At 72.8% G+C, this 21,619-nt stretch carries 22 protein-coding genes; 6 read left to right on the top strand and 16 right to left on the bottom strand.

The window, feature by feature from the left end:
• Positions 1-3 precede the first annotated feature (3 nt).
• The gene (locus tag B0I33_RS15355; protein ID WP_106179471.1) at positions 4-1,602 is read right to left on the bottom strand and encodes an ABC transporter substrate-binding protein; all 1,599 of its coding nucleotides are present in this window, start codon (positions 1,600-1,602) and stop codon (positions 4-6) included.
• A 55-nt stretch (positions 1,603-1,657) separates the two neighbouring features.
• Positions 1,658-3,049, bottom strand: a complete 1,392-nt coding sequence (locus tag B0I33_RS15360; protein ID WP_106179472.1) for a serine hydrolase domain-containing protein — start codon at positions 3,047-3,049, stop codon at positions 1,658-1,660.
• Between the two features lie 375 nt (positions 3,050-3,424).
• Between B0I33_RS15360 and B0I33_RS15365 the strand changes: the two genes are divergently transcribed.
• The gene (locus B0I33_RS15365; RefSeq protein WP_106179473.1) at positions 3,425-4,525 is read left to right on the top strand and encodes a Glu/Leu/Phe/Val dehydrogenase dimerization domain-containing protein; all 1,101 of its coding nucleotides are present in this window, start codon (positions 3,425-3,427) and stop codon (positions 4,523-4,525) included.
• Positions 4,526-4,665: 140 nt separating this feature from the next.
• Here the strand turns inward: B0I33_RS15365 and B0I33_RS15370 are convergent, their stop codons facing one another.
• Together B0I33_RS15370 and B0I33_RS15375 are read right to left on the bottom strand one after the other, a co-directional pair.
• A complete protein-coding gene (locus B0I33_RS15370) occupies positions 4,666-5,343 on the bottom strand; it encodes a response regulator (protein ID WP_106179474.1) in 678 nt (225 codons plus the stop codon).
• A complete protein-coding gene (locus tag B0I33_RS15375; protein ID WP_106179475.1) occupies positions 5,331-6,584 on the bottom strand; it encodes a sensor histidine kinase in 1,254 nt (417 codons plus the stop codon). The genes B0I33_RS15370 and B0I33_RS15375 overlap by 13 nt, the downstream gene beginning before the upstream one ends.
• Positions 6,585-6,719: 135 nt before the next feature.
• Between B0I33_RS15375 and B0I33_RS15380 the strand changes: the two genes are divergently transcribed.
• Both B0I33_RS15380 and B0I33_RS15385 read left to right on the top strand, forming a co-directional pair.
• A complete protein-coding gene (locus tag B0I33_RS15380) occupies positions 6,720-6,947 on the top strand; it encodes a hypothetical protein (protein ID WP_106179476.1) in 228 nt (75 codons plus the stop codon).
• Positions 6,948-6,997: 50 nt separating this feature from the next.
• Positions 6,998-7,915: a CPBP family intramembrane glutamic endopeptidase gene (locus tag B0I33_RS15385; RefSeq protein WP_106179477.1), complete on the top strand. Its 918-nt coding sequence runs from the start codon at positions 6,998-7,000 to the stop codon at positions 7,913-7,915.
• 39 nt (positions 7,916-7,954) lie between these two features.
• Here the strand turns inward: B0I33_RS15385 and B0I33_RS15390 are convergent, their stop codons facing one another.
• The 10 genes from B0I33_RS15390 to B0I33_RS15435 all read right to left on the bottom strand — a co-directional run bounded on the left by B0I33_RS15390 (position 7,955) and on the right by B0I33_RS15435 (position 16,311).
• The gene (locus B0I33_RS15390) at positions 7,955-8,176 is read right to left on the bottom strand and encodes a hypothetical protein (protein ID WP_106179478.1); all 222 of its coding nucleotides are present in this window, start codon (positions 8,174-8,176) and stop codon (positions 7,955-7,957) included.
• Between the two features lie 415 nt (positions 8,177-8,591).
• Positions 8,592-8,891, bottom strand: coding sequence for a DUF1905 domain-containing protein (locus B0I33_RS15395; RefSeq protein WP_106179479.1), 300 nt, complete (start codon positions 8,889-8,891; stop codon positions 8,592-8,594).
• A gap of 44 nt (positions 8,892-8,935) precedes the next feature.
• Positions 8,936-9,484: an MOSC domain-containing protein gene (locus B0I33_RS15400; protein WP_106179480.1), complete on the bottom strand. Its 549-nt coding sequence runs from the start codon at positions 9,482-9,484 to the stop codon at positions 8,936-8,938.
• 208 nt (positions 9,485-9,692) lie between these two features.
• Positions 9,693-10,094, bottom strand: a complete 402-nt coding sequence (locus B0I33_RS15405) for a hypothetical protein (protein ID WP_106179481.1) — start codon at positions 10,092-10,094, stop codon at positions 9,693-9,695.
• 10 nt (positions 10,095-10,104) lie between these two features.
• Complete coding sequence (locus tag B0I33_RS15410) at positions 10,105-11,250, bottom strand: WXG100 family type VII secretion target (protein ID WP_106179482.1); 1,146 nt, start codon at positions 11,248-11,250, stop codon at positions 10,105-10,107.
• A gap of 227 nt (positions 11,251-11,477) precedes the next feature.
• Positions 11,478-12,290, bottom strand: coding sequence for an alpha/beta hydrolase (locus B0I33_RS15415; RefSeq protein WP_106179483.1), 813 nt, complete (start codon positions 12,288-12,290; stop codon positions 11,478-11,480).
• On the bottom strand, positions 12,287-12,628 hold the full coding sequence (locus tag B0I33_RS15420) for a DUF4387 domain-containing protein (protein ID WP_106179484.1): 342 nt from the start codon (positions 12,626-12,628) through the stop codon (positions 12,287-12,289). The genes B0I33_RS15415 and B0I33_RS15420 overlap by 4 nt, the downstream gene beginning before the upstream one ends.
• The gene (locus B0I33_RS15425) at positions 12,621-14,003 is read right to left on the bottom strand and encodes an acyclic terpene utilization AtuA family protein (RefSeq protein WP_181193310.1); all 1,383 of its coding nucleotides are present in this window, start codon (positions 14,001-14,003) and stop codon (positions 12,621-12,623) included. The genes B0I33_RS15420 and B0I33_RS15425 overlap by 8 nt, the downstream gene beginning before the upstream one ends.
• Before the next feature lie 5 nt (positions 14,004-14,008).
• Positions 14,009-14,980, bottom strand: coding sequence for a phosphoglycerate dehydrogenase (locus B0I33_RS15430; RefSeq protein ID WP_106179485.1), 972 nt, complete (start codon positions 14,978-14,980; stop codon positions 14,009-14,011).
• A 41-nt stretch (positions 14,981-15,021) separates the two neighbouring features.
• Positions 15,022-16,311: an MFS transporter gene (locus B0I33_RS15435; protein WP_106179486.1), complete on the bottom strand. Its 1,290-nt coding sequence runs from the start codon at positions 16,309-16,311 to the stop codon at positions 15,022-15,024.
• Positions 16,312-16,420: 109 nt separating this feature from the next.
• Here B0I33_RS15435 and B0I33_RS15440 point away from each other — a divergent pair, with 109 nt between their 5' ends.
• Entirely contained in the window at positions 16,421-17,185 is a 765-nt protein-coding gene (locus tag B0I33_RS15440; protein ID WP_106179487.1) for a GntR family transcriptional regulator, read from the top strand.
• Between the two features lie 131 nt (positions 17,186-17,316).
• Here B0I33_RS15440 and B0I33_RS15445 read toward each other — a convergent pair whose 3' ends face one another.
• Positions 17,317-18,438 carry a tartrate dehydrogenase gene (locus B0I33_RS15445; RefSeq protein ID WP_106179488.1) on the bottom strand — a complete coding sequence of 374 codons (1,122 nt, stop codon included), beginning with the start codon at positions 18,436-18,438 and terminating at the stop codon, positions 17,317-17,319.
• Positions 18,439-18,556: 118 nt separating this feature from the next.
• Between B0I33_RS15445 and B0I33_RS15450 the strand changes: the two genes are divergently transcribed.
• Both B0I33_RS15450 and B0I33_RS15455 read left to right on the top strand, forming a co-directional pair.
• On the top strand, positions 18,557-19,483 hold the full coding sequence (locus B0I33_RS15450; protein ID WP_106179489.1) for a LysR substrate-binding domain-containing protein: 927 nt from the start codon (positions 18,557-18,559) through the stop codon (positions 19,481-19,483).
• 62 nt (positions 19,484-19,545) lie between these two features.
• Positions 19,546-20,535, top strand: a complete 990-nt coding sequence (locus B0I33_RS15455) for an alpha/beta hydrolase (RefSeq protein WP_106179490.1) — start codon at positions 19,546-19,548, stop codon at positions 20,533-20,535.
• Positions 20,536-20,556: 21 nt separating this feature from the next.
• On the opposite strand, the gene B0I33_RS15460 is transcribed toward B0I33_RS15455, so the two are convergent.
• Positions 20,557-21,366, bottom strand: a complete 810-nt coding sequence (locus tag B0I33_RS15460) for an MBL fold metallo-hydrolase (protein WP_219927194.1) — start codon at positions 21,364-21,366, stop codon at positions 20,557-20,559.
• Between the last annotated feature and the right edge of the window lie 253 nt (positions 21,367-21,619).

Here is a 21,619-nt window from a genome sequence, read left to right on the forward strand (position 1 = left end):
CCGTCAGCCCGCCAGCATCCGGATGCTCGTCGGCATCAGCACGCCCGGCGTGCGGAACTCCGCACCCGAGCCGAAGGTCCGCGTGAGGTCGTTGGCGAAGGGCACCAGGGCGGCTTCCTCGACGAGCAGGGACTCGGCCTCCAGCCACGTGGCGCATCCCTCGGCGCCGGGCAGCTTCATGGCGTCGGCCACCTTGGCCTCGTAGCGGGGGTTCGCGATGGCCGCGAAGTTGGTCCCGTCCGGCGCGGCGGGCCCGGAGAGGAACGGCACGAGCTGGTCAGGACTGTTGACGTTCAGCGACACCCAGGCGACGTCCCAGTCACCGGCTCCGAAGATCGTCCCGGTCAGGGCCGTCTCGTTCTGGCTGCGCGCCGTCGCCCGGACGCCGATGGCCTGCCACTGCTGGACAGCCAGTTCCGCCGCGGCGTCCCCGCCCGAGCCCATGTTGTTCTGGTACAGGAACACCAGCTCGAGCGGCCTGCCGTTCTTGGTCCGGACGCCGTCGCCGCCCATGGTCCAGCCCGCCTCGTCGAGCAGCGCCGCCGCGGCGCCGGGATCATGCTCCGGCAGGGCGCCGGACAGCGAGTCGCCGGGGCAGGCGACGGGCTCGTTCGCGGCGAGGGTGGTCGGCGGGGTGCCGTGCCCGGAGGTCATGACCTTCCGGAGCTGGTCCAGGTCCAGCGCCTGGGTGAGCGCCATCCGCACCCGCGGGTCGCTGGTGACCCGGCCGTCGGCATGGTTGTACCACTGCTCGCCGAGGAGGGCGGGCGTTCGCGCGGCGAAAAGCCCGGCCTTGTCGAGCCGTTCGGCCTCGGGACCGACCACCTGCGCCGCGTTCAGCTCCCCCGACAGCAGCAGGTTGGCCGTCGTCGTCGGGTTCTGCACCACCCTGATGACGACCGTGTCCGGCATCCCCTCGGCCGCCGTGGTGGCCCCGCCGGGGCCCCAGGTGTAGCCGTCGCGGATCGTGTACGTGTAGCGGTCGCCCGGGGCGGCTTCGGTGAGCTCGTAGGGCCCCGTGCCCGCCGTGCCCGTCTTCAGCACGGACCTGTCCCGCATCCCGCTCGGGCACACGATCGGCAGGCTGGCCAGCCCGTTGAGCACGAACGGCGCGGGCTGCTGCAGCGTGATCGTCACGGTGCGGGTGCCGTCGTCGCCCCCGGCCCGCGCGCCCGCGGGCAGGAACGTCCCGAGGAACGGGCTCTGGTTCTCCGGGTCGGCCACGAAGTTCAGGCTGTCCGCGACGTCCGTGGCGGTGAGCTGGTGCCCGTCGGCGCACGTGATGCCCTCGTTCAGGGTGAGCTCGACCCGGGTGCCCTCGACGGTCCAGCTCTCGGCGAGCGCGGACCGGATCTCCCCGTTCTCGCCGTCGACGCTCAGCAGCGCGTCGTAGGCGAACTGGGTGGCGGTGAACAGCATGCTGCCCGCCCCCATCTGGGGGTCGAGGCTTCCCGGGTCGGAGGACATCCCCAGGGTGAACGTCGCCCCGTCGGCGTACTGCTTCTCGCCGGGGCCGGACGAGGCCGGGCCGCCGCAGCCGGCACCGGCCGTGACGATCAGGCAGAGACCGAGGCCGTAGGCCACCAGGTTGGTCAGCTTCATGGCGGTTCCGATCCGTGGGTGCGAGCAGGGGGTTGCGGACGGTGGTGCGGGCGGGTCAGGCGCCTGCCCGCCGGACGACGCGGCCGAGGTGCAGGTAGAGCGCGCGGCCCGCACCGTCGTCGCCGACGAAGGCGTGCGGCATGTGCATGCCGCGGTCGGGCTCGAGGGGGATGAGCATGTCGTCCCGGTAGTGCACGAGCTCCGTGCGTTCGACCTTCCCGCCGAGCTGTTCGGCGAAGACGCCCTTGGGCACCTGCTCGATCCAGATCCGGCCGTCGTCGTCCTGGGTGACGGTCAGGTCGAAGACCTCGGCGGAGTAGGTCCCGGCATAGCGGCTCGCGTCGACCCGCCGCGGTCGCGCGGGCGGCACCGGGAGCTCCGCCAGCGACGTGCCCGCCAGCGCGGACAGGACGTGGCCGACGACGTCGCGGTAGAGGGAGACCACGTCGCCGCCGTTGGTCAGCAGCGCCACGGCCACCCCCGCTTCGGGCACCATGCGGAGGAAGGCGCTCTGGCCGATGGTGGTGCCGTCGTGGCCGACGATCGTCCGGTTCGCGTTGTCGAACCGCTCGAAGCCGAGGCCCCACGACGTCCCCATCAGGCCCAGCGGGGGGAGGTCGACCTGGTGGGCCCGCATCCGCCCCGCGGTCCCGGGCGCGAGCACCGGCGTTCCGTCGGCGGCACGGCCGTCGTCGAGGTGCATCCGCGCGAAGGTGAGCAGGTCGCGCGGGCGCATCGCCAGCATCGAGCCCGCCGGTGCGTTCGACCGGGCCATCGCCCACACCGGCGCGGGCTGGTGGCCCGCCCCGGTCTCGGTCTCGACGTGCCCGACCGCCGCCCGGAACAGAATGGCCTCGTAGGGCCCGGTGGCGGCATGGGTGAGCCCCAGCGGAGCGAACAGGTGCTCCCGCAGGCACGCGTCGTACGGCTGGTCCCGCAGGACCTCCACGAGCCGGCCGAGCACGCAGTATCCCGCATTGTTGTAGGAGAACCGCTCCCCCGGCGGGAACAGCTGCGGCACGTCCCGGAGGCACTCGACGTATTTCTCCACGCAGTCGTCGCCGACCCCGGTGTCGGTGAACACGTCACCCTCGAACCCGGCCGTGTGGCTGAGCAGCTGCCGCACGGTGATCCGGGTGGCAGCCTCCTCGTCGGCGATCCGGAACGACGGCAGGTAGGTCCGCACGGGCGCGTCCAGGTCGACCCGGCCCTCGTCGACGAGCTGCAGCACCATGGTGGCGGTCCACAGCTTGGTGATGGAACCGATCTGGAACACCGAGTCGGCCGTCGCCTCCACCCCGGTGGAGGTGTTCAGCAGGCCGGACGCTCCGTCGACGATGTCCGGGCCCTGGAGCACACCCCACGCCGCGCCGGGGACGTGGTACTTCTCGAGCAGCCGCGGCATCCGCTCCTCGAGCCATTCCTGCACCCTCCGCAGTTCTGTCATGCCGGAGGACGCTAGTCACCGCATCGGGGCGCTGTGTTCGTCGTGATGGACAACTCTGCGCACCCCCGATTGTGCGTTCCGACGAAATCCCGCTCGCCGTCTCCCCGCGGCGGCGTCCCGACGCGGCCACCCGCGGACGAGAACGGACCCGCCCGGTCTCCCTTCTGTCCACACAGGACAGCGGAACGGCAGCATCACGCGAGCAGGCCTTGTTCTCCGACGCATCGGGTTGTACAGTGCCGCCCATGTCCCTCGGACTGATCATTATCGACGGCGCAGGCTGACCAACCCCCCGGCCTGCGCCCCACCTCTCGTGCCTCGCACGGGAGGTTTTTTGTTGCCCAGTCCCGCTGGAAACTCCCACCAGGAGCACGAATGCCCGCACTCACCGAGTCCACCGACCACGAACAGGTCCTCTTCTGCCAAGACCGGGCCAGCGGCCTGCGCGCCATCATCGCGATCCACTCGACCGCGCTCGGCCCGGCACTCGGCGGCACCCGCTTCCACCCCTACGCATCCGAGGAGGAGGCGCTGACCGACGTACTCCGCCTTTCCCGCGCCATGGCCTACAAGGCCGCGTGCGCCGGTCTCGACCTCGGTGGCGGCAAGGCCGTGATCATCGGGGATCCCGCCGAGCTGAAGAGCGAAGCGCTGCTACGGGCGTACGGCCGGTTCGTCGAGTCGCTCAACGGGCGCTACCGCACGGCCTGCGATGTCGGCACCTACCCCGAGGACATGAACGTCATCGCCAGGGAGAGCCGGTTCGTCACCGGACGCACCCGCGAGCACGGCGGGTCGGGCGACTCCTCGGTGCTCACCGCGTTCGGCGTCTACCAGGCGATGCGCGCGGCCGCCAGGCACACCCGGGGCGCCGCCTCGTTGCGCGGGCTGCGCGTCGGCGTGGCGGGCGCGGGCAAGGTGGGCAGCAAGCTGGTCAAGCACCTGCTGTCGGACGGTGCGTCCGTGGTCGTGGCCGATGTCGACGCCGCCGCCGTCGACCACCTCCGCGACCGCCACCCCGAACTGGAAAGGGAGGACCCGGAGCGGCTGGTGTCCCGCGAGCTCGACATCTACGCACCGTGCGCGCTCGCCGGGGCGCTGGACGAGCAGACGGTCCCCGCGTTGCGGGCACCGATCGTGTGCGGCGGCGCCAACAACCAGCTCGCCCACGACGGCATCGATCTGCTGCTCCGGGATCGCGGCATCCTCTACCTGCCCGACTACGTGGTCAACGCGGGCGGCCTGATCCAGGTCGCCGACGAGATCGAGGGCTTCAACCACCAGCGGGCGAGAGCGCGCGCCGAGAAGATCTTCACCACCTGCGGGGAGATCCTGGCGAGCGCCGCCGACACGCACACCACCCCGGCCAGGGCCGCCGACCTCCTCGCCGAGCGGCGGATGGCCGACGTCGGACGGCTACGCGGCCTCTGGCTTTCCGAACCGGTACCGAACGGTCACGCTCGCGCCCGGGTCTGAAACGGCGCCACGACCGGCGCGGCGGGCCGCACGGAAGGTGCCCGGCGGTCACGACGGCCGCTGGTCACCGTCCGCGGGAGTTCCTCCGCACCGTTTCGTCCACATCGAACGGATCGGGCACCGCGCCGGGCTCCGGATCCTCAGCGAGGGTGGTGCGTGCCCGCGCCGCGGCGCGCGTTGTCCAGGTAGCGCAGGACCGCTGTCACCCGCCGGTCGGCGCGGTCGTCGGGAGAAAGGTCCAGCTTGGCGAAGATGTTGCGGATGTGCTTGTGCACCGCGCCGTCGGTGACCACCAGCCGCTCGGCGATGGCGCTGTTGCCCAGTCCCTCGGCCATCAGGGCCAGCACGTCCCGCTCACGGGGGCTGAGGCGGTCCAGCCGCGTGTCGCTCCGGGTGGTGGTCAGCAGCTGGGCGACCACGTCGGGATCGATCGCGGTGCCGCCCCCGGCCACCCGGTGCAGGGCGTCCAGGAACTCGGTCACCCGGCCGACGCGTTCCTTGAGCAGATAGCCGAGGCCAGCGCTGCCGGTGGCCAGCAGGTCGGTGGCGAAGCTCTGCTCGACGTACGCGGACAGGACCAGCACCGCGAGGTCCGGTCTGCGCAGCCGGGCTTCGACGGCGGCGGCGATGCCCTCACTCGTGTGGGTCGGCGGCATGCGCACGTCGACGATGGCGACATCGGGCCGATGTTCGTCCACTGAGGACAGAAAGTCGCCCGGGTTGTCCGTGGCGGCGGCGACGTCCAGTCCTTCCGCGCGCAGCAGGAGCACGACGCCTTCGCGCAGCAGCGAGTCGTCTTCCGCGATCACAATCCGCATGGCAGGCTCACAGTCACGGTGGTCGGCCCGCCGGCGGGGCTCGCCAGCGAGAAGGTTCCGTCATGGGCTTCGATCCGGCGGCGGATACCGTCCAGTCCGGACCCGGCGTTCTCGGTCGCGCCACCGCGGCCGTCGTCGGTGACGTCGACATTGAGCCGGTCGCCGTGCCGCCGGAGGACCACGGTGGCGTGCCGTGCGCCGCTGTGCCTGGCGATGTTCGTCAGGGCCTCGGCGACCACGAAGTACACCGACGCCTCGACCGAGGCCGCGTACCGGCCGGGCAGCTCGGCGTCGACCCGGCAGGGAACGGGGCAGCTCGCCGCGAGCGCGGCCAGCGCGTCGGCCAGGCTCCGGTCGGCCAGGACCGGTGGCAGGATGCCGCGCACGACCGCGCGCAGGTCGCGCAACGCCTCCTCGGCCGCGTCCTGGGCACGGCCGAGGATCGTGTCGGCCTCGGCCGGATCCCGCGCCAGGGCGCGGCGCGCCGCGCCCAGCAGCACGGTCATGGCGACGAGCCGGTTCTGGGTGCCGTCGTGCAGGGCCCGTTCGATCCGCCGGAGCTCGGTGGCGTGCGCGTCGAGCGCCGCGGCCCTGGTCGCGGTCAGGTGCGCGACCCGCGTGGCGAGATCGGTCTCCGCGCCCGGCCGGAGCAGGCGGCGGCCCGGCAGTGCCTGGAGCCGGGCCATCCCCGGCAGCAGCACCGCCGACACGAGCACCCAGCCGACCCCCAGCAGCGCGACGGTCAGCGAGCCGGGCACGTCGTGCACCGTCCACAGGCCCACCGACGGGGTGGTCTCGTTCTCCGGGAGCAGGTACCACCACAGCGGGAACGTGGCGTCGCGGACGGCGTTGAGCGCCAGGGTGAGCCCGAGCAGTCCCAGCGTGAATCCGGGCACGGCATGGACGGCGAGCCACCCGATCTCGCGCCGGGTGGCGGGGGCGCGCAGGGCGGCCTCGAGCCGGCCGGACGGCGGCCCGGGGCTCACCACGTCGGGGCCCCAGCGGCTCAGCCGGGCACGTTCCTGCTCCGCGACCAGGTGGACCAGCCGCAGGACGGAGGGCGCCAGCAGCAGTCCCACGCCCACGACGCTCAGCACGGCGACGACCAGCAGGCAGGTCAGCGTGCCGAGGGCGAGCACCGCCGACCCGAGGCCCGCCACGAGGTGTTCCAGCGACGCGAAGGCCGAGCGGGCACGGCGCGCCACAGCGCGGTTGACCCGCTGGCCTGCGGACGACGGCATGGCACCTCCTCGAGGGCCAACCCTAGCGAAGCGCCGCGGACCGGCCACCGCGGTGAGCGGGTACAGCCTGCTGTACCGCGAACAGTCGCGCTGAAGGGATCGGCCGCGCGGGCCCACGTCCGTAGCGTTTCCGGCATGTCGAACACCACCTCTTCGCGGGAACCCGCCGCCGTGCGACGCGCGGACGGCACGGCACGGCGGCTGCGCCTGTCCCTGCTGTGGATCCTCTTCGCGGCCGGCGTGGCGTCCAACGCCGCGACCTCCTTCGCCGACGTTTCCCCGCTCGTGCCCCTCAGCCTCGGCTTGCTCACGACCGCGTCCGGCGTCGCGCTGATCGCGCACTACCGGCGGCACCGCCGGTGACCGCCAGGCCGACACCCCAACCCCCACCTTCCGGAAAGGACACCGCCGACATGGCCGGCACGCAATCCCCACCGTGGCACCGCCTGCGCGAGTTCGCGGCTCACCGTCCACTCGCGAGCTTCTTCGTGCTGTCGTTCGCGCTGAGCTGGCTGGCCTGGGCGCCCTACGTGCTCTCCGAGAACGGACTCGGCGTCATCCCGCTGAGCTTCCCCGTGATCCTGGGCTCGACACAGCTGCTCGGGGTGCTGCCCGGTGCCTACGCCGGCCCGCTGCTCTCGGCGTTCGTGCTCACCGCCCTCATCGGTGGCCGGGCCGGGTTGCGCCGGTGGCTCGGGCGCGTGACCCGCTGGAAGGTCAACTGGCGCTGGTATGTGGGGGTGCTCGGCGGCGTTCCGCTCGCCCTCGCCGTCACCAGCCTGCCGTTCGCGGGCGGCTGGAGCGTGCCCGCGGCGTCGGTGCTCATCGCCTACCTGGTCGGGCTGGCCTTCCAGCTGGTGACCACCGGGCTGGCCGAGGAGCCGGGGTGGCGCGACTTCGCCCTGCCCTACCTGCAGCCGAAGTACGGCCCGCTGCGCGGCACCCTGATCCTCGGTCCACTGTGGGGGGTGTGGCACCTGCCGCTGTTCTTCACCGAGTGGGGCGGCTGGCCGCACTTCAGCGTGGTCGAGGTGCTGGAGTTCTGCGCCGCGGCCACCGCGATCAGCGTGGTGATGACCTGGGTGTTCAACCGGACCGGCGAGAGCCTTCCCCTCGCCGCGCTGCTGCACATCAGCGTCAACAACTTCTTCTCCACCGCCTGGCTGCCGCTGTTCCCGACGATGGACCCGCGCGACCTGGCCCACGTCTTCCTGATCGCCTCGGCGGTCGCGGCCGTGGTGACCGTGCTGGCGACCCGCGGCCGCCTCGGCTACCGGAACCCGGCGCCGGTATCCACGCCGCCGCGCGGTGACCGGCTGCCCACCGGCTGACCCGGGAACCCGGGACACGGCCTCGTGACGGACCGGCGCTCACGCGTCCTCGCGGTCGTGCTCGGTCCTCAGGCGGCGCGGCGCGGCGGCGCCGCCTGAGGACTCGCCCGGGCGCCACCGAGGCAGCACGAGGCGCCTGGCGAGCGGGCGGCGCGGCCCCCGCGCCCTCGGCCTTCTGCCCCGGTGGCCGGACTGGCGCGGATCCTCGTGGCGGTAGTACACGTCGACCGGAACACCGGCCCAGACCCACTCGGTGACCATGATGGTGACCTCGCCCCTTTCGTTCCGTGCTCGACGGAGGCGAGCGTCGTCCTGAGGTGACGGATGCGGCATCGGACGTTCACGCCGACGTGGGCGTCACATCCCTTACGCGGGCCCGATCAGGGTCGATGCGGGTAAGGGCGGAGCCGGGCACCCAGCGCGGGCCGGGCTCACCACGCGCGGCGGCCAGGAACGCGGTCCCCATCCCACGCGGGCCGACACCCACGCCACCGCCACCGTGCCGGTGCGGTCCTGGCGCTCCACCCACCGGGTCCGCTCCCCGGGGATGTCCGGACCGGCCCGTCCCTGGTGTGGCCGGGACGTTTTCTAATCCGACGTTCTCGCCGCCCGCCCGGTCAGCCCCGGGTGTCCGCAGTGGGCAGCACGTCGGCGGAACCCGGGCCGCGCGGGCTCGTCACAGGTCGAGCAGCTCCAGGCTGACGGTCACGCGGTCGCCAGGGCCGACGCCCTCGGCCCGGCGGATCGCCCGCTTGACGGGCAGCACGTATCCGTGCGTGCGGTCGGGGAAGATCGACGTGGCCCAGCTGCTGCCGCCGATGCCGGCCCGCACGCGCAGGGAACCGAACCCCCGGCGCGGCCCGGCGGCGAGTTCCCGGATGTCTTCGGCCAGGTCGCCGGGCAGGCTCACGAACGTCCAGCTGTCCGGGCGCTCAGCCACCCACGCCCACAGCGCGGCATCGAAGTCGACGACCATGCCGCCACGATCGCACGGGGCACCGACAGTTCCCCGGCACCCGCTCACGACGCGAGCACGGTGAGCGTGGCCGGTCCCGTCGACAGCTCGCCGTCGTCGAGCGGCTCGCAGCGCACGCCGCCCCGGCCGCGCAGCCCGCGGAACGCGCCGGGCGCCAGCAGCACGTCCATCCACGCGCACGGGTTGGCGGGCCGGTGCGCCTGGAACCGCACCGGGCCCGCGCCCGAGTCGAGGCTGAACACCGCCCCGGCCGCGCCGCGGCGGGCGGCGAGGACGTCGACGGGATATCCGCGCAGCACGATGTTGCGCCGGGCGCGCAACGGATCCAGCGAGCCGGCCGGAGCGAGCTCGCGTTCGAGCTCGTCGAGTGCCTCCGCCGCGAGAACGGTCACCGCGGCCCGCCGGTGGGCGCGCTGGTTGAAGTACCGGTCCCCCACCACGCCGCGCCCGGCCCGCACCACGATGCGCTCGCGCGACACCGGCTCCGGGTCGGGCCGCGGACCGTCCGAGGGCCGCCCCGCGAGCGCGTGCAGGGGCGAGGCCAGCAGCGCCACGATCTCCACGGCGACCGTCTCGGCACTGCGCGCGCTCATCACCGGCACCCTAGCGGACGCGGCACGCCCCCAGCCCGCGCCGCGTCCGCCGGCCCCGCCCGTGCGGCGACGGCCGATCACGCTGCCGGGCCGCGGCCGCCACGATGTGGGCAGCGGGTCCGCCCGGGGCATCGGCATCGTCCAGGGCAGCCCGTCCACCTGGGACTCGCGACCCCCGGCCACGCGGCGTGTACCAGCCGGACCGGCCTCACCGGCGGCGGAGGATCGGGCCCTGGTCCTCCACCTCCTCGCCGGGTGGGTTCCCCTCCGCGCCGCCCTCCGCGTCAAGACCGGAGGGCTCACCGTCCGCGTGGGCACGGAGGTGCTCGTCGACAACGCCGACCAGCTGGGCGAACCGCGCGAGGCCGTCGGCCATCCCGGCCCGCAGGTGCTCGCGGTACTCGGGAGTCGACAGCATCTCGGCGGGGCGCATCCTGCCGTCGCGCAGCTGCTGCCCCATCTCCCGCCACAGCGGATCGGGGTTCTCGGCCATGAGCCGGTAGAGCGCGCGGCGCCGGGACGAGGCATCCCTGAGCTCCTCGAACTCGGGGGACTCCGCCACGGCGGACCGGACGTCGTCGATGTCGCGGGGGTTCTCGGCCTGGTCCACTGCGAACCTCCTATGCGGGAAGGTGGCTCAGCGACGAGCCCTCGGCGGCGGGTTGCGGCAGGGACGGCAGATAGTAGTCATTGGCGCTGATCTGCCCGAAGTTGTTCATGCTGCTCTGGGTGGTTCCGAAGATCGAGTCCCAGATGCCCTTGGCCTCGGCGAGCTTCGCGAGGCCCTGCGAGATGACGTGGGCCTCGAAGAGCGCGACGGCCCCACCGATGACCGGGCCGATCCCGGTGGTCGCGGTGACGGTGCCGCCCGCGATCGCGGCAGCGAAGATGATGATCGCGTCGCCGATCTGGTCGATCACGAAGTCGACGACGGCCCGGAAGTCCGCCGCCCCGGCGGAGGCCTCCTGGTAGATGTCGGCGACGTCGCGCATCTCGGCGGCGGCGCCGGGCAGCTTCGACCGGAGCTCTTCGAGGAAGGCGTCGCAGGCGTCGGCGGCGTTGCCTTTCCAGACCTCCGGTAGGTCCACCCGGGCGTGCAGCAGCACCACCTCGAAGCTGTCGAGCGCGTTCGCGAGATTGCGGTAGACATCGGCGGTCCGCCGCATCGCGGCCCAGTCGCCCAGGACCGGCTCCGCGTAGGCGTCGTAGGGATCGATCGACCTGTCGATCCATCCGATGCTGGCCAGCAGCCCGGTGACATCGATGAACATCTGGCGGAGCGAGCCGGTCAGCCCGATGTACCGCGTGAGGTTCCAGTCGAACTTGTAGTTCTCGTCGCCGCTGTAGTCGGGCGGGGTCTCGAGCGAATCCTCCGGATCGGACGCGATGCCGAACGTCGTGGGGTTCGTGCCCGGTCCGGTGGACGACGGCCCGGTCTCGACGGGAGCGGGTGCCGAAACGCCTTCGATCTGGCCGTCGAACTCCGCGGCGCTGCCGGCTTCGGTCGCATCGTAGTATCCCATCGCCGCCTTGATCGCCGCGGCGGCGGGATCCAATGTGGACCCGGCGAGGTCCCGGAACCAGTCGGCGCCCTGCTGGGTGATCGAATCGTGGGAGCCGCTGAGGTCGTTGAGCCACCCCTCGCCCCCGTCGAGGACGGTGTTGTCCTTCAGATAGCCCTGGCAGCTTTCGGCATGGCCGGCCAGCTGCTCGAAGAACTTCCTGAGCTGGTCGAGTCCCCAGGTGTCGACCTCGAATCCTGACATGTGAAGCGCCTCCGAGCATGACGGGCCACTGGCGGTGCGAAGGGGTCCCGTCCGGAATCCGGAGTGGACAACCGGAACCCGGCGGACGGGCAGTCTCCTCCCCCGGCGTCACGAGGCCCCCTCCCCGGATGAAGACGTGCTCCGCCAGCCTAGGACGGCGGGAACCACCGCGATGTCAGGCGAACGCCCGACACGGCCACCTGCGCCGACCAGGACGCGGGTTCCCGTCAGACCGAGCCGGACAGCAGGCTGGCGAAGAAGCCGATCACCGCGGGCCGGGTCCCCGCGGCGTCGTGACCCACCCCGGGCAGCACGACCGTCCGGACGGCCGCTCCGTGCCGGTCCAGGCTCGCGGCCAGCCGGCCGAGCCGCTCCGGCCTGCTGTCTCCGGGCAGGCCCATGGCGGCCAGGTCGGCGCGGCCGTCGTCATCGCCGCCGACGACGAGCAGCACCGGCACCCGGGCGACCGCGCCGGGGTCCACGGTGACCCCGAACCGCCGCGCGGTGTCGCCGACGCCCGCGGGCCAGGCGAGCGCGTGATCGAGCAGGGTGACGCTGCCCGGTGCGCTGATCGCGGCGGCGGCGACCCGGTCCGGATGGAGGTGGAGGAAGCGGTGGGCGAACTGGCCACCGCCGGAGTGGCCACACAGCAGGACGGTGCCGACCCGGGCGCTCCACCGGACCCGGACCTGCTCCAGGATGTCGAGCAGCACCAGGTCGAACCGGATGCCGTGGGCCTCGATCGCCTGGTAGTTGTGCACGTCGTCCGGATCGCCGATCCCCGCCGGGAACAGCGGGGTCACCACGATGACGCCGTGGCGTTCGGCGAAGGGAACGAACCCCTCACGCAACTCTCCGACGTCGCGCCCGGTGCCGTGCACGGCCACCAGCACCGGCAGCTCCGCCTCGGGGGTCCAGCCCGTCGGGACGTAGGCGCAGTAGGCGCAGCGCGGCTCGTCCGGTGCGGCGAAGAACGGCGTGCGCTGGGTCAGCAACCGGCGGCCGGGGTGCGCCGCGGGCAGGTCGGCGGCACGGATCACGCGCGCTCCGGCCGGGTGACCGGCAGGCGCGCGAGCGGGACGTGGTGCTGGCCCGCGTGCATGTCCCGGTCCCGGAGCGACCCCTGGCCGACGGGGCGGGGGAAGGAGATCTTCACGACGCGCAGCGACGGGATGCGGAAGATCTGGACCGTGCTCGCCTCCACCCGGTAGAGCTCCGCGATCACGCGTTCGTCGAGGAAGGACTCGTCCGCGGCGATCCGGTAGCCCTCGTCGTCCCGCAGGAACACCTCCATGGTGACCCAGAACGGACCGGCGTTCTTGGCGCGGACCTCGTGGGCGAGGTCGGCGAGGGTGCGGGCGGCCGTGGTCTCAGGCACGGGTCTCCTCCTCGAACTCCCTGCGGAACAGGCTGGTGGGACTGTCGCAGTCGACGACGTGGTGCAGGACGAACTCGTACGCGGCGCCGCGCTCGACCTCGGCGGGTGAGGACGCGAACGCCAGGCTCGGCAGGTAGTTCATCCCCGGCGTCGGCAGGTGCAGCATCAGCGGGTTGGCGACCTTGGCCACGGCGGTGGCGGTCGCCTGGTCGGGCGCGTTGACGAGCAGCATCACGCCGACCTCGCGCGGCGGCCCGCTCTCCGGCTCGAGGTCGTCCAGCACCGCGTTGTGGCCGTAGAGGCGAAGGTCGAAGGCGTACTCGTCGTCCGCCAGCCCCAGTGTCTGCCCCACCCGCTGCGTGATCATGGTGCGCATCAGGTCCGCCCAGGCGTCGATGTCGGCGAGGATGAGCGGGTCCCGGATCGCCGAGAACGACATGGTCTCGTAGCCGGTGATCCGGGCGCCTTCCAGCTTGATCGTGTACTGATCGGCGACGTGGAACCTCGACCCCTCCACCCGCACGATCCGGTCGTCGACCGCGGTGTACTTCGCGTCCCGGACGTCGAGGGTGCCGTCGGGCTCCCGCATCTCGAACGGGTTCGCCGTCTCGTAGAGCATGTGGGCGGCGACCAGCCTCGGCGTGCACGCCGCCGTGGGAGCGAGCGGTTCGATGGTGAAACCCCCGGCGTCGATGGTGGCGAGGACCCCGCCCGCGCGCGGGTCGCTGGTGCACTGGCCGCCGCACTCGACGATCTTGGCGGCGTGCCAGGTGGGCCCGGCAGGCATCCCTTTCATCAGCGGGTAGGCGGCCGCCACGGCCGTGTCGGTGGCGCGGCCGGCGAGCACGACCTGGGCCCCGGCCCGGAGCGCCTCGACGATCGGTTCGTGCCCCATCGCGCCGACGATGTGGGTGCAGCTCTCCAGCGTCTCGGCCCGCAGCTCCCCCAGGGGCGGCAGCGGGTGGATGCGGCCCGCGTTGAGGTGCTCCTTCAGCTCGGCCGCGTTCTGCTCGCTGTAGATCTTGGCGACCCGCAGGTCCAGACCTTCCTCCGCCATCACCTCGGCGGCGATCCCGGCGACCCAGTCGACCCCGCTGTCGGTTCCGCTGGTGCCGCAGGAGCCCACGATCACCGGGATGCCCGCGTCGGCGGCGGCCGTCAGCAGGCTGCGCAGGTCGCGGGCCACCGCCTTGGCCGTGGTCTTGGGCGTCGCGGAGCCGAGATAATAGGGCCCGGAGTCGGTCGACCCGCCGTCGATGCTGATCACGTCGGCGCCCAGCGCGATGCCGCGCTCGACGGTCGCGTGGTCCCAGCCCGCGCCGAGCATGCCGCTTGGCGCCAGGACCCGGACGGACTGCACCGGTTCGCTGTCCATGTTCCTCATTTCTTTCCCTCGGTGATCAGGGCCGCGTTCACCACGAACCGCGCTCGGCCTTCGAGCGCCGCCACGAGCTCCTCGGCCCCCGCGCGGCCCGCCGCGGCCCGCGCTTCGGCGGTCTGCCCGGCCAGGTGGGAGTAGACGACGATGCCGTCCACGTCGCGCAGCGGGCTACCCGGCGGCAGCGGCTCCGCACTCACGACGTCGAGCGCGGCACCCGCGATCTCCCCGGACCGCACGGCCGCGGCGAGCGCGTCCTCGTCGACGATGGGACCGCGCGCGGTGTTGACCAGCAGCGCCGTCGGCTTCATCCGCCGGAACGCCGACTCGTCCAGCAGTCCCCGGGTCCGGTCGGTGAGCGCCGTGTGCACCGAGACGTAATCGGAGACGGCCAGCAGCTCGGGCAGCTCCACGAACCGCACGTCCTGGTCGCCGCGCAACGGCGCGGGCACGTTGGTGGCGCAGACCACGGTCATGCCGAAGGCGCGGGCCAGCGGCACCACCGCCCGCGCCGCGGCGCCGTAGCCGATGAGCCCGAGCGTGGCACCGCGCAGTTCGTGCCCGTCCTCGCGCGGCCAGCCCCCTCGCGCCACACCGTGCGCGGACTGCACGAGCCGCCGGGCCCCCGCGAGCAGCAGGCCCAGGGTGTACTCGGCCACGGCGTTGGCGTTGATCCCGGGCAGGTTGCTCACGGTGATCCCGAGCCGGGCCGCGGCGGCGACGTCGATGGAGTCGTAGCCCACGCCGGTCCGCACGACGGCGCGCAGCCGCGGTGCGCGGGCCAGGACGTCGGCCGTCAGCGGTTCGTTGGCCACCAGCGCGGCGTCGATCCCGGCGAGCGCGGCCACGAGCTGACCGGGATCACGCCGGCCGACCATCGGCAGGTGCACGGTGTCCAGCCCGGAGCCTCGCAGGAACCGGTCGACGTCGTCGCCGGGGCGCAGGTAGTCGGTGGTGATCAGAACGCGGGGCACGGCTTCCTTCCTGGCGAGGGGATGTGGTCCGGCCGGGGTCGTCACAGGACGCGGCCGGTGGAGAACCGTCGCTGCAGGGCGCTGACCCGTGCGACGGCCAGCACGGAGACGAGCGCGACGATCGCGACGTTGAGCAGCAGCAGTGGCCAGCCCGTCAGGTCGACCATGCCGCCGACCAGCGCGGGCCCGAGGAAGCCGCCGCTCACCCAGCCGACGGTGTAGAGCCCGGTGTAGGTCCCGACCACGCGGTCGGACGGGGCGAGGTTCCACAACACGACGACGGCGTTGACGAGGAAGGAGGACGCACCGGCCGCCGCGACGCACAGGCCGACGACGGCGCCGGTGGGAGTCTGCAGCACGGTGCCGAGCACCATCCCGGCCGCGAACACCGTCATCCCGGCCATCATCATGCGCAGCCTGCCGAAGCGCTCGGCGAGCCTCGCCACCGGATAGGCGGCCACGAGGAAGGCGATCCCGCTGGGCAGGGTCAGCCCGCCCGCTTCGCCGCGGGACATGTCCAGCGCTTCCATGCCGTAGGGCGTGATGAGCGCCCGCAAGGCGGCCCACGCGCCACCGAAGAGCAGGATGGAGAAGATCAGCCACAGCCTGCTGCGGTCACGGTCCCGCACGATGTCGAGCACGATGTCGCGCACCCGCGACCGTGGCCGCCCGCCGGGTCCCGCCGCACCGTGCGGCTCCCGTTCCTCCTCGACCGCCGCCTGGTAGGCGGAGGACCGGTTGTCCCGCAGTTTGACGGCGAGCACGGTCACGGAGGCCACCATCAGGATCGCCGGGACCACGAAGGACAGCTTCGGGAAGTCGTCGATCAGGAAGATGCTGATCAACGCCGCGACCATGACGGTGAGACTCGAAGCGATCTTGACCGCCGCGTTGGCCCGGCTCCGCCGCTCGGGCGGGATGAAGTCCGGCAGCAACGACTCGGCGATCGGCTTGAACGAGTTCGCGATCAGCGCGTAGCTGAACATCACCAGGACCAGCAGCGGCAGCGACGCCGCGGTGTGCGGGATGGCGACGAACAGCAGCGCCGCCAGCGGCATCCCGACCACGAGGTAGGGGATGCGCCTGCCCCACGAGGTGCGGGTGTGGTCCGACCGGTTGCCCATCCACGGCTGGACGAAGATGCCGAGCAGGTTGTCCATGCCCATGAGGAGACCGACGAGAGCGGCACTGGCGATGTGCTCGCGGAGCAGCGGCGGAACCTGCGAGTCGTAGAGGTTCCAGGTCGACTCCTGCGCGAACACCGCCAGCGCGACGAAGAACGTGACCCGTCCCGTGCGCAGGCGCCGCGCGCTCGCCGTCGTCGTCGTCATTCGGGGACCTTCCCTCCACCGCCGCCGTTGGGGTCCCGCTACCGTATTTTGCTATAGCAAGAAGGTCAATAGTTCTGAAACTATAAGCTATGGCAGATAGAGTGCTGCCATGGCGAGTGAGACGTTGAAGGGCCTGACGGCCGACACGCTGGCGGACCGCGCCTACCGCGCCATCCGCGACGCGATCACGACCGGCGAGCTACGTCCGGGTCAGAAGGTCACCGAACGCGGACTCGCCGAGCGGTTGTCGGTCAGCCCGACGCCGGTGCGCGAGGCCATCCGGCGCCTCGAACAGGACGGCCTGCTCGAACGGACCGGTCCGCGGACCGTGCAGGTGGCGGCGTTCGGGGACGTCGCGATACAGGACCTCGCCGAGGTCGAGGTGGCACTGCGTGGCATGGTGGCCCGTTTCGCCGCCCGGCACGCCTCCCCGGCGCAACTGGACCAGCTCGACGCCATCCTCGACGAGGCCGACGACCTGCTGATCCTCATCAAGCAGCGGCAGCAGGCCGGGCGGGAACCGTCCCGGCACGTGGGCAGGCTGCTCGACGCCATGCAACGCTTCAACGAGGTCGTCGAGTCGTGCGCGCACAACCCGGTTCTCGTGCGCCTGCTCGGCCAGACCCGGGTGTTCTCCTGGCCGGAACGGCGGGCCAGGCTGATCGAGCGGATCAGCGAGAACCACCAGTTCGGCCTGGATCGTTACGGCAGCCACCGGGCGCTGGTCCGGGCGCTGCGGGCGGGTGACTCGGCGGCGGCCGAGGCGCTCGTGATCGAGGACGCCCGGGGCGGGCTCGGGGACCTGCTCGCCGCGCCCACGACACCGGCACCGGCGACAGCGGCGACATCGGCGGCCTCCGCCGCCCCGTCCTGAGGCTCCGGCCGGGCGCGAAGCCGGGATGCCTGCCCGCGGTTCCCGCCGCCGTGCGGCCCCGCGCCCGTCCAGGTGGAGGGTCAGCCGGTCCCACCGCGGCGCGGGACCGATCGGGGCGGACACCGCTGAAGTCATGGCGCCGAGGTGACCTCCGGACGCCTGCCGCGCCCGGCCGCCCCTGCGGCGATCTCGGCGGCGATGGCCGTGCCCAGCCCCTCGGTCGTGCCGGTGCCACCGAGGTCGGGGGTGAGCACGTCCGCCCGCTCGTCGAGCACTCGCTCGATCGCGGCCACGACCCGCTCCGCCGCGGCGGGCTCCCCCAGGTGGTCGAGCATCATCGCGCCGCTCCAGATCTGCCCGACCGGGTTGGCGATGCCGCGCCCGGCGATGTCGGGGGCGGAGCCGTGAACCGGCTCGAACAGGCTCGGCCAGGTGCGATCCGGATTGATGTTGGCGCTCGGGGCGATCCCGATCGTCCCGGCGCACGCCGGCCCGAGGTCGGAGAGGATGTCGCCGAAGAGGTTGCTGGCGACTACGACGTCGTACCGGTCGGGCTGCAGGACGAACCGGGCCGTGAGGATGTCGATGTGGTCGGAGTCCGCGGCCACCTCCGGGTACCGCTGCGCCATCGCCGTCGCGCGCTCGTCCCAGTACGGCATCGAGATGGCGATGCCGTTGCTCTTGGTCGCCCACGTCAGCCGCCGGCGTGGCCGGGCGGCGGCGAGTTCGAACGCGTAACGCAGCACCCGGTCCACCCCGGTCCGGGTCATCACGGTCTCCTGCAGCACCGTCTCCCGGTCGGTGTCTTCGAAGATCCGGCCGCCGATGCTGGAGTACTCGCCCTCGGTGTTCTCGCGGACGACGAGGAAGTCGATGTCGCCCGGCTCGCGGTCGCGCAGCGGGCTGCGCACCCCGCGCAGCAGCCGGACCGGCCGCAGGTTGACGTACTGGTCGAACCCGCGGCGCAACCGCAGGAGGCTGCCCCACAGTGACACGTGGTCGGGCACCACCTCCGGCCACCCGACCGCGCCGAAGAAGATGGCGTGGAAGCCGCCGAGCACGTCCCGCCAGTCCGGCGGCAGCATCTCGCCGTGCCGCGCCCAGTAGTCGGCACAGGCGAAGTCGAACTCCGTGCACTCGAGTTCGAACCCGTGGGCTTCGGCGGCGGCCTGCAGGCACCTCAGCCCTTCCGGGACGACCTCCCGGCCGATGCCGTCGCCCGGGATCACCGCGATGCGGTAGCGCTGGGACACGAGACGCTCCTTACGACCTGGTCCGCCGGTTTCGCTTCACCTTCATCGACGGTGAACAGCACGGGCAAGGCCGGGCGTGGCAACCTATCCTTTCCTCCATGGAAAGGCTCGGCACCCGATGACCACCGCCGTCGACGACCTCCGGTTCTTCCACGTGGTCGCCTCCAGTGAGACGCTCACCGCCGCCGCCCGCGAGCTCGGCTCCTCGCTCCCGGTCGTCAGCAAGCGCCTCAAAGCACTGGAACGCAGGCTCGACGCGCGCCTGGTGCACCGTGGTACCCGCCGGCTCGTGCTGACCTCCGAGGGCGAGCTGTACGCCTCCCGGGTGGAGGCGATCCTGGACCAGGTCCGCGAACTCGACGACCTGATCACCCACCGCTCCGGCGACCTGCGGGGCTCCGTCGTGGTCCAGGCGACCCTCGGTCTCGGACGCGCGCACGTCGCGCCGCTGCTCGGCGAGTTCACCGCCCGGCATCCCCAGCTGAGCGTCCAGCTCCGCACGTCGGCGCTTCCCCTCCGGCCGCACCGGCGCGAGTTCGACCTGGCCGTGCACGTCGGCGCACCGCCCGACTCGTCACTGCGGATGCGCAGGCTGGCCGAGAACCGCAGGGTGCCCTGTGCGGCACCGTCCTACCTGGAACGCAAGGGGATGCCCGAGCGCGTCGAGGACCTGGCCGCCCACGACTGCATCGTGCTGCGGGAGAACGAGGGCGACTTCGACCTGTGGCGGTTCGGGGACGCCGACCACCCGCGCCAGGTCCGGGTGCGCGGCCGCCTGTCGAGCAACGACGGGGATGTCGTGACCGGCTGGGCACTGCAGGGCCGCGGGGTGATCATGCGCTCGGAATGGCAGGTCCGGCCCCACCTCGACAGCGGCGCCCTGGTGCGCGTCCTGCCCCGGGTACCGACGCCGCCCGCCGACATCTACGCGCTGCTGTCCGACGACGTGCACGTGCCCCGGCGGATCAGTGCGCTGATCGACCACCTGGCGGAGCGGCTGCCGGACCGGATCGCCCGGTCCGCGAAGCCGGGCCTTTCCCGTTGAGAAAGGTCGCCTTGCCGTCGACGGCGTTGCCCGGCCACCACCCGGTTCCTAGGTTGCCTACCGTGGACATCCGTGAGCGCATCGACGCCCAGGTCCGCACCCGACTCGACCAGTACCTGCGGCTGGTCGGCGGCGGCGGGCTGAGCGGCATCGCCGACATCCCGGAGCGACGCCGCAGGCAGGCCGAGCTGGCGGCGCTGCGGGCCGGGCCGGTCGCCGACGCCGCCGACGTCGCCGTGCACGACGTGCCGATCGCGCACGGCGCGGGCACCCGGGGCGAGCCGGTCCTCGTGCGGGTGTACCGGCCCCGGGCGGCGACCACACCGGCGCCCTGCGTCTGCTACGTCCACGGCGGCGGCATGGTGGCGGGCAGCGTCGCGGGGGATCACGGGAAGGCCACCGCGCTCGCCCGCGAGACCGGCTGCGTCGTCGCGTCGGTCGAGTACCGGCTCGCGCCCGAGCACCCGTACCCCGCCGCGCTCGACGACTGCTACGCGGGGCTCACCGGTATCGCGGACCGGCACCGGGAACTCGGCATCGATCCGGACCGGATCGCCCTCTACGGCGCGAGCGCGGGCGGCTGCCTGGCCGCGGGGACGGCCCTGCTGGCGCGCGACCGCGGCGGCCCGGGCATCGCCCACCTGATGCTCGTGTCCCCCATGCTCGACGACCGGTCGTCGACACCGTCGGCACTGGCCAACACCGGCTTCGGCGCGTGGAGCCGCGAGGCGAACATCCAGAGCTGGCAGGCGTGGCTCGGCGGGGACTTCGGCACCGGCCGGGTCTCGCCGTACGCCGCGCCGGCGCGCGCGGGCGACCTCGCCGGGCTGCCCCCGGCCTATGTGGACGTCGGCGACCTGGACCTGTTCCGGGACGAGGCGGTCGACTTCGCCCGCAGGCTGTCCTGGGCGGGGGTGCCCGTCGAGCTGCACGTCTACCCGGGAGGCATCCACGGGGGTGAGAACCTCGCCCCCGACGCCGAGCTGAGCGTGCGCGTCCGTGGATACCGGCGGGACGCGCTGCGCCGGGCCCTCCGAGGGGAGACGCCCTGACCTTCCCGCCCGGCGCGGCGGTCAGGTCAGCCAGCGGCGGCCCTGCCCGGCGAGGACGCGGCCGAACCGCAGCTCGGGAAAGTGCGCACCGGCGCCGAGGGTCGCCCCGTCCTCCAGCTCGCGGAACAGCCGTTCGCGGACCTGCCGCGCGAGCCCGGGGTCGACGTCGCCGATCGACTCCCAGGTGGGCTCGTCGAGCTGCACCGGGCACACGATCGCGTCGCCCAGCAACAACGCGCGGCTGCCCCGGGAGGAGACGATGACGCTGAGATGGCCCGGGGTGTGGCCGGGCGTCATGGTCAGGCTGACACCCGGCGCGACGGTGGTGTCCCCGCGGACGGGACGCAGCAGGTCGCCCCGCTCGGCGGCGGCCCGGAAACCCTGGCGGATGTGGCCGAACATCCACACACCGGGGTCGGCGACGAAATGGTCCCAGTCGCGCGCGCCGAACCAGACGGTGGCGCGGGGAAACACCGGGACGGCATCCCGGTCGAACAGCCAGCCGCAGTGGTCGGCGTGCAGGTGGGTGCACACGACGTCGGTGACGTCGGGCGGGGTCACCCCCACGGCGCGGAGCCCGAGCAGCAGCTGCCCGCCGACCAGCAGCCTGCGCGGGCCGTCGTCGCGCATCTCCGGCCCCATCCCGGCGTCGACCAGCACCGTCCGGTCACCGGTGCGCACGAGGAAACACCCGATCGGCAGCCACGCCATGCCGTCGCGGGAGAACAGGTCCTCGTGGCCGTCGGGGCGGGCATGGTCACCGAAGTAGGCGGGCGAGGCGCGGAAGGTCCCGTCCGCGACGGGGTGGACGTCGATGTCGCCGATCAGCATGAGGTCTCCTCCGGTCCTGGTGTCCATCCTGCGACGGCACGCCGCCGCGTGGGAGCCGGAAACCGGGGGAACTGTGCGGCGACTGATCAGCGCAACGCGGGAAGCCCGGCGACGAGCGCGGTGAGGGCGCGTGTCATCGCGGGCACGAATTCCACGCACGCCTCGGCCAGGTCGGGGTTGCGCGCGTAGACCTCGACCAGGGTCGGCGGCCGGGTAGAGCACGGTGGCGAGCGGACCCTGCCGCCGCTCCCGG

The sequence above is a fragment of the Prauserella shujinwangii genome (assembly GCF_003001955.1).
Lineage (GTDB): Bacteria > Actinomycetota > Actinomycetes > Mycobacteriales > Pseudonocardiaceae > Qaidamihabitans > Qaidamihabitans shujinwangii.

Excerpts from the sequence above, each read along its gene's own strand:
- B0I33_RS15355 (WP_106179471.1), bottom strand. The coding sequence starts at position 1,602 with ATGAAGCTGACCAACCTGGTGGCCTACGGCCTCGGTCTCTGCCTGATC.
- B0I33_RS15360 (WP_106179472.1), bottom strand. The coding sequence starts at position 3,049 with ATGACAGAACTGCGGAGGGTGCAGGAATGGCTCGAGGAGCGGATGCCG.
- B0I33_RS15365 (WP_106179473.1), top strand. The coding sequence starts at position 3,425 with ATGCCCGCACTCACCGAGTCCACCGACCACGAACAGGTCCTCTTCTGC.
- B0I33_RS15370 (WP_106179474.1), bottom strand. The coding sequence starts at position 5,343 with ATGCGGATTGTGATCGCGGAAGACGACTCGCTGCTGCGCGAAGGCGTC.
- B0I33_RS15375 (WP_106179475.1), bottom strand. The coding sequence starts at position 6,584 with ATGCCGTCGTCCGCAGGCCAGCGGGTCAACCGCGCTGTGGCGCGCCGT.
- B0I33_RS15380 (WP_106179476.1), top strand. The coding sequence starts at position 6,720 with ATGTCGAACACCACCTCTTCGCGGGAACCCGCCGCCGTGCGACGCGCG.
- B0I33_RS15385 (WP_106179477.1), top strand. The coding sequence starts at position 6,998 with ATGGCCGGCACGCAATCCCCACCGTGGCACCGCCTGCGCGAGTTCGCG.
- B0I33_RS15390 (WP_106179478.1), bottom strand. The coding sequence starts at position 8,176 with ATGGTCACCGAGTGGGTCTGGGCCGGTGTTCCGGTCGACGTGTACTAC.
- B0I33_RS15395 (WP_106179479.1), bottom strand. The coding sequence starts at position 8,891 with ATGGTCGTCGACTTCGATGCCGCGCTGTGGGCGTGGGTGGCTGAGCGC.
- B0I33_RS15400 (WP_106179480.1), bottom strand. The coding sequence starts at position 9,484 with ATGAGCGCGCGCAGTGCCGAGACGGTCGCCGTGGAGATCGTGGCGCTG.
- B0I33_RS15410 (WP_106179482.1), bottom strand. The coding sequence starts at position 11,250 with ATGTCAGGATTCGAGGTCGACACCTGGGGACTCGACCAGCTCAGGAAG.
- B0I33_RS15425 (WP_181193310.1), bottom strand. The coding sequence starts at position 14,003 with ATGGACAGCGAACCGGTGCAGTCCGTCCGGGTCCTGGCGCCAAGCGGC.
- B0I33_RS15435 (WP_106179486.1), bottom strand. The coding sequence starts at position 16,311 with ATGACGACGACGACGGCGAGCGCGCGGCGCCTGCGCACGGGACGGGTC.
- B0I33_RS15440 (WP_106179487.1), top strand. The coding sequence starts at position 16,421 with ATGGCGAGTGAGACGTTGAAGGGCCTGACGGCCGACACGCTGGCGGAC.
- B0I33_RS15450 (WP_106179489.1), top strand. The coding sequence starts at position 18,557 with ATGACCACCGCCGTCGACGACCTCCGGTTCTTCCACGTGGTCGCCTCC.
- B0I33_RS15460 (WP_219927194.1), bottom strand. The coding sequence starts at position 21,366 with ATGCTGATCGGCGACATCGACGTCCACCCCGTCGCGGACGGGACCTTC.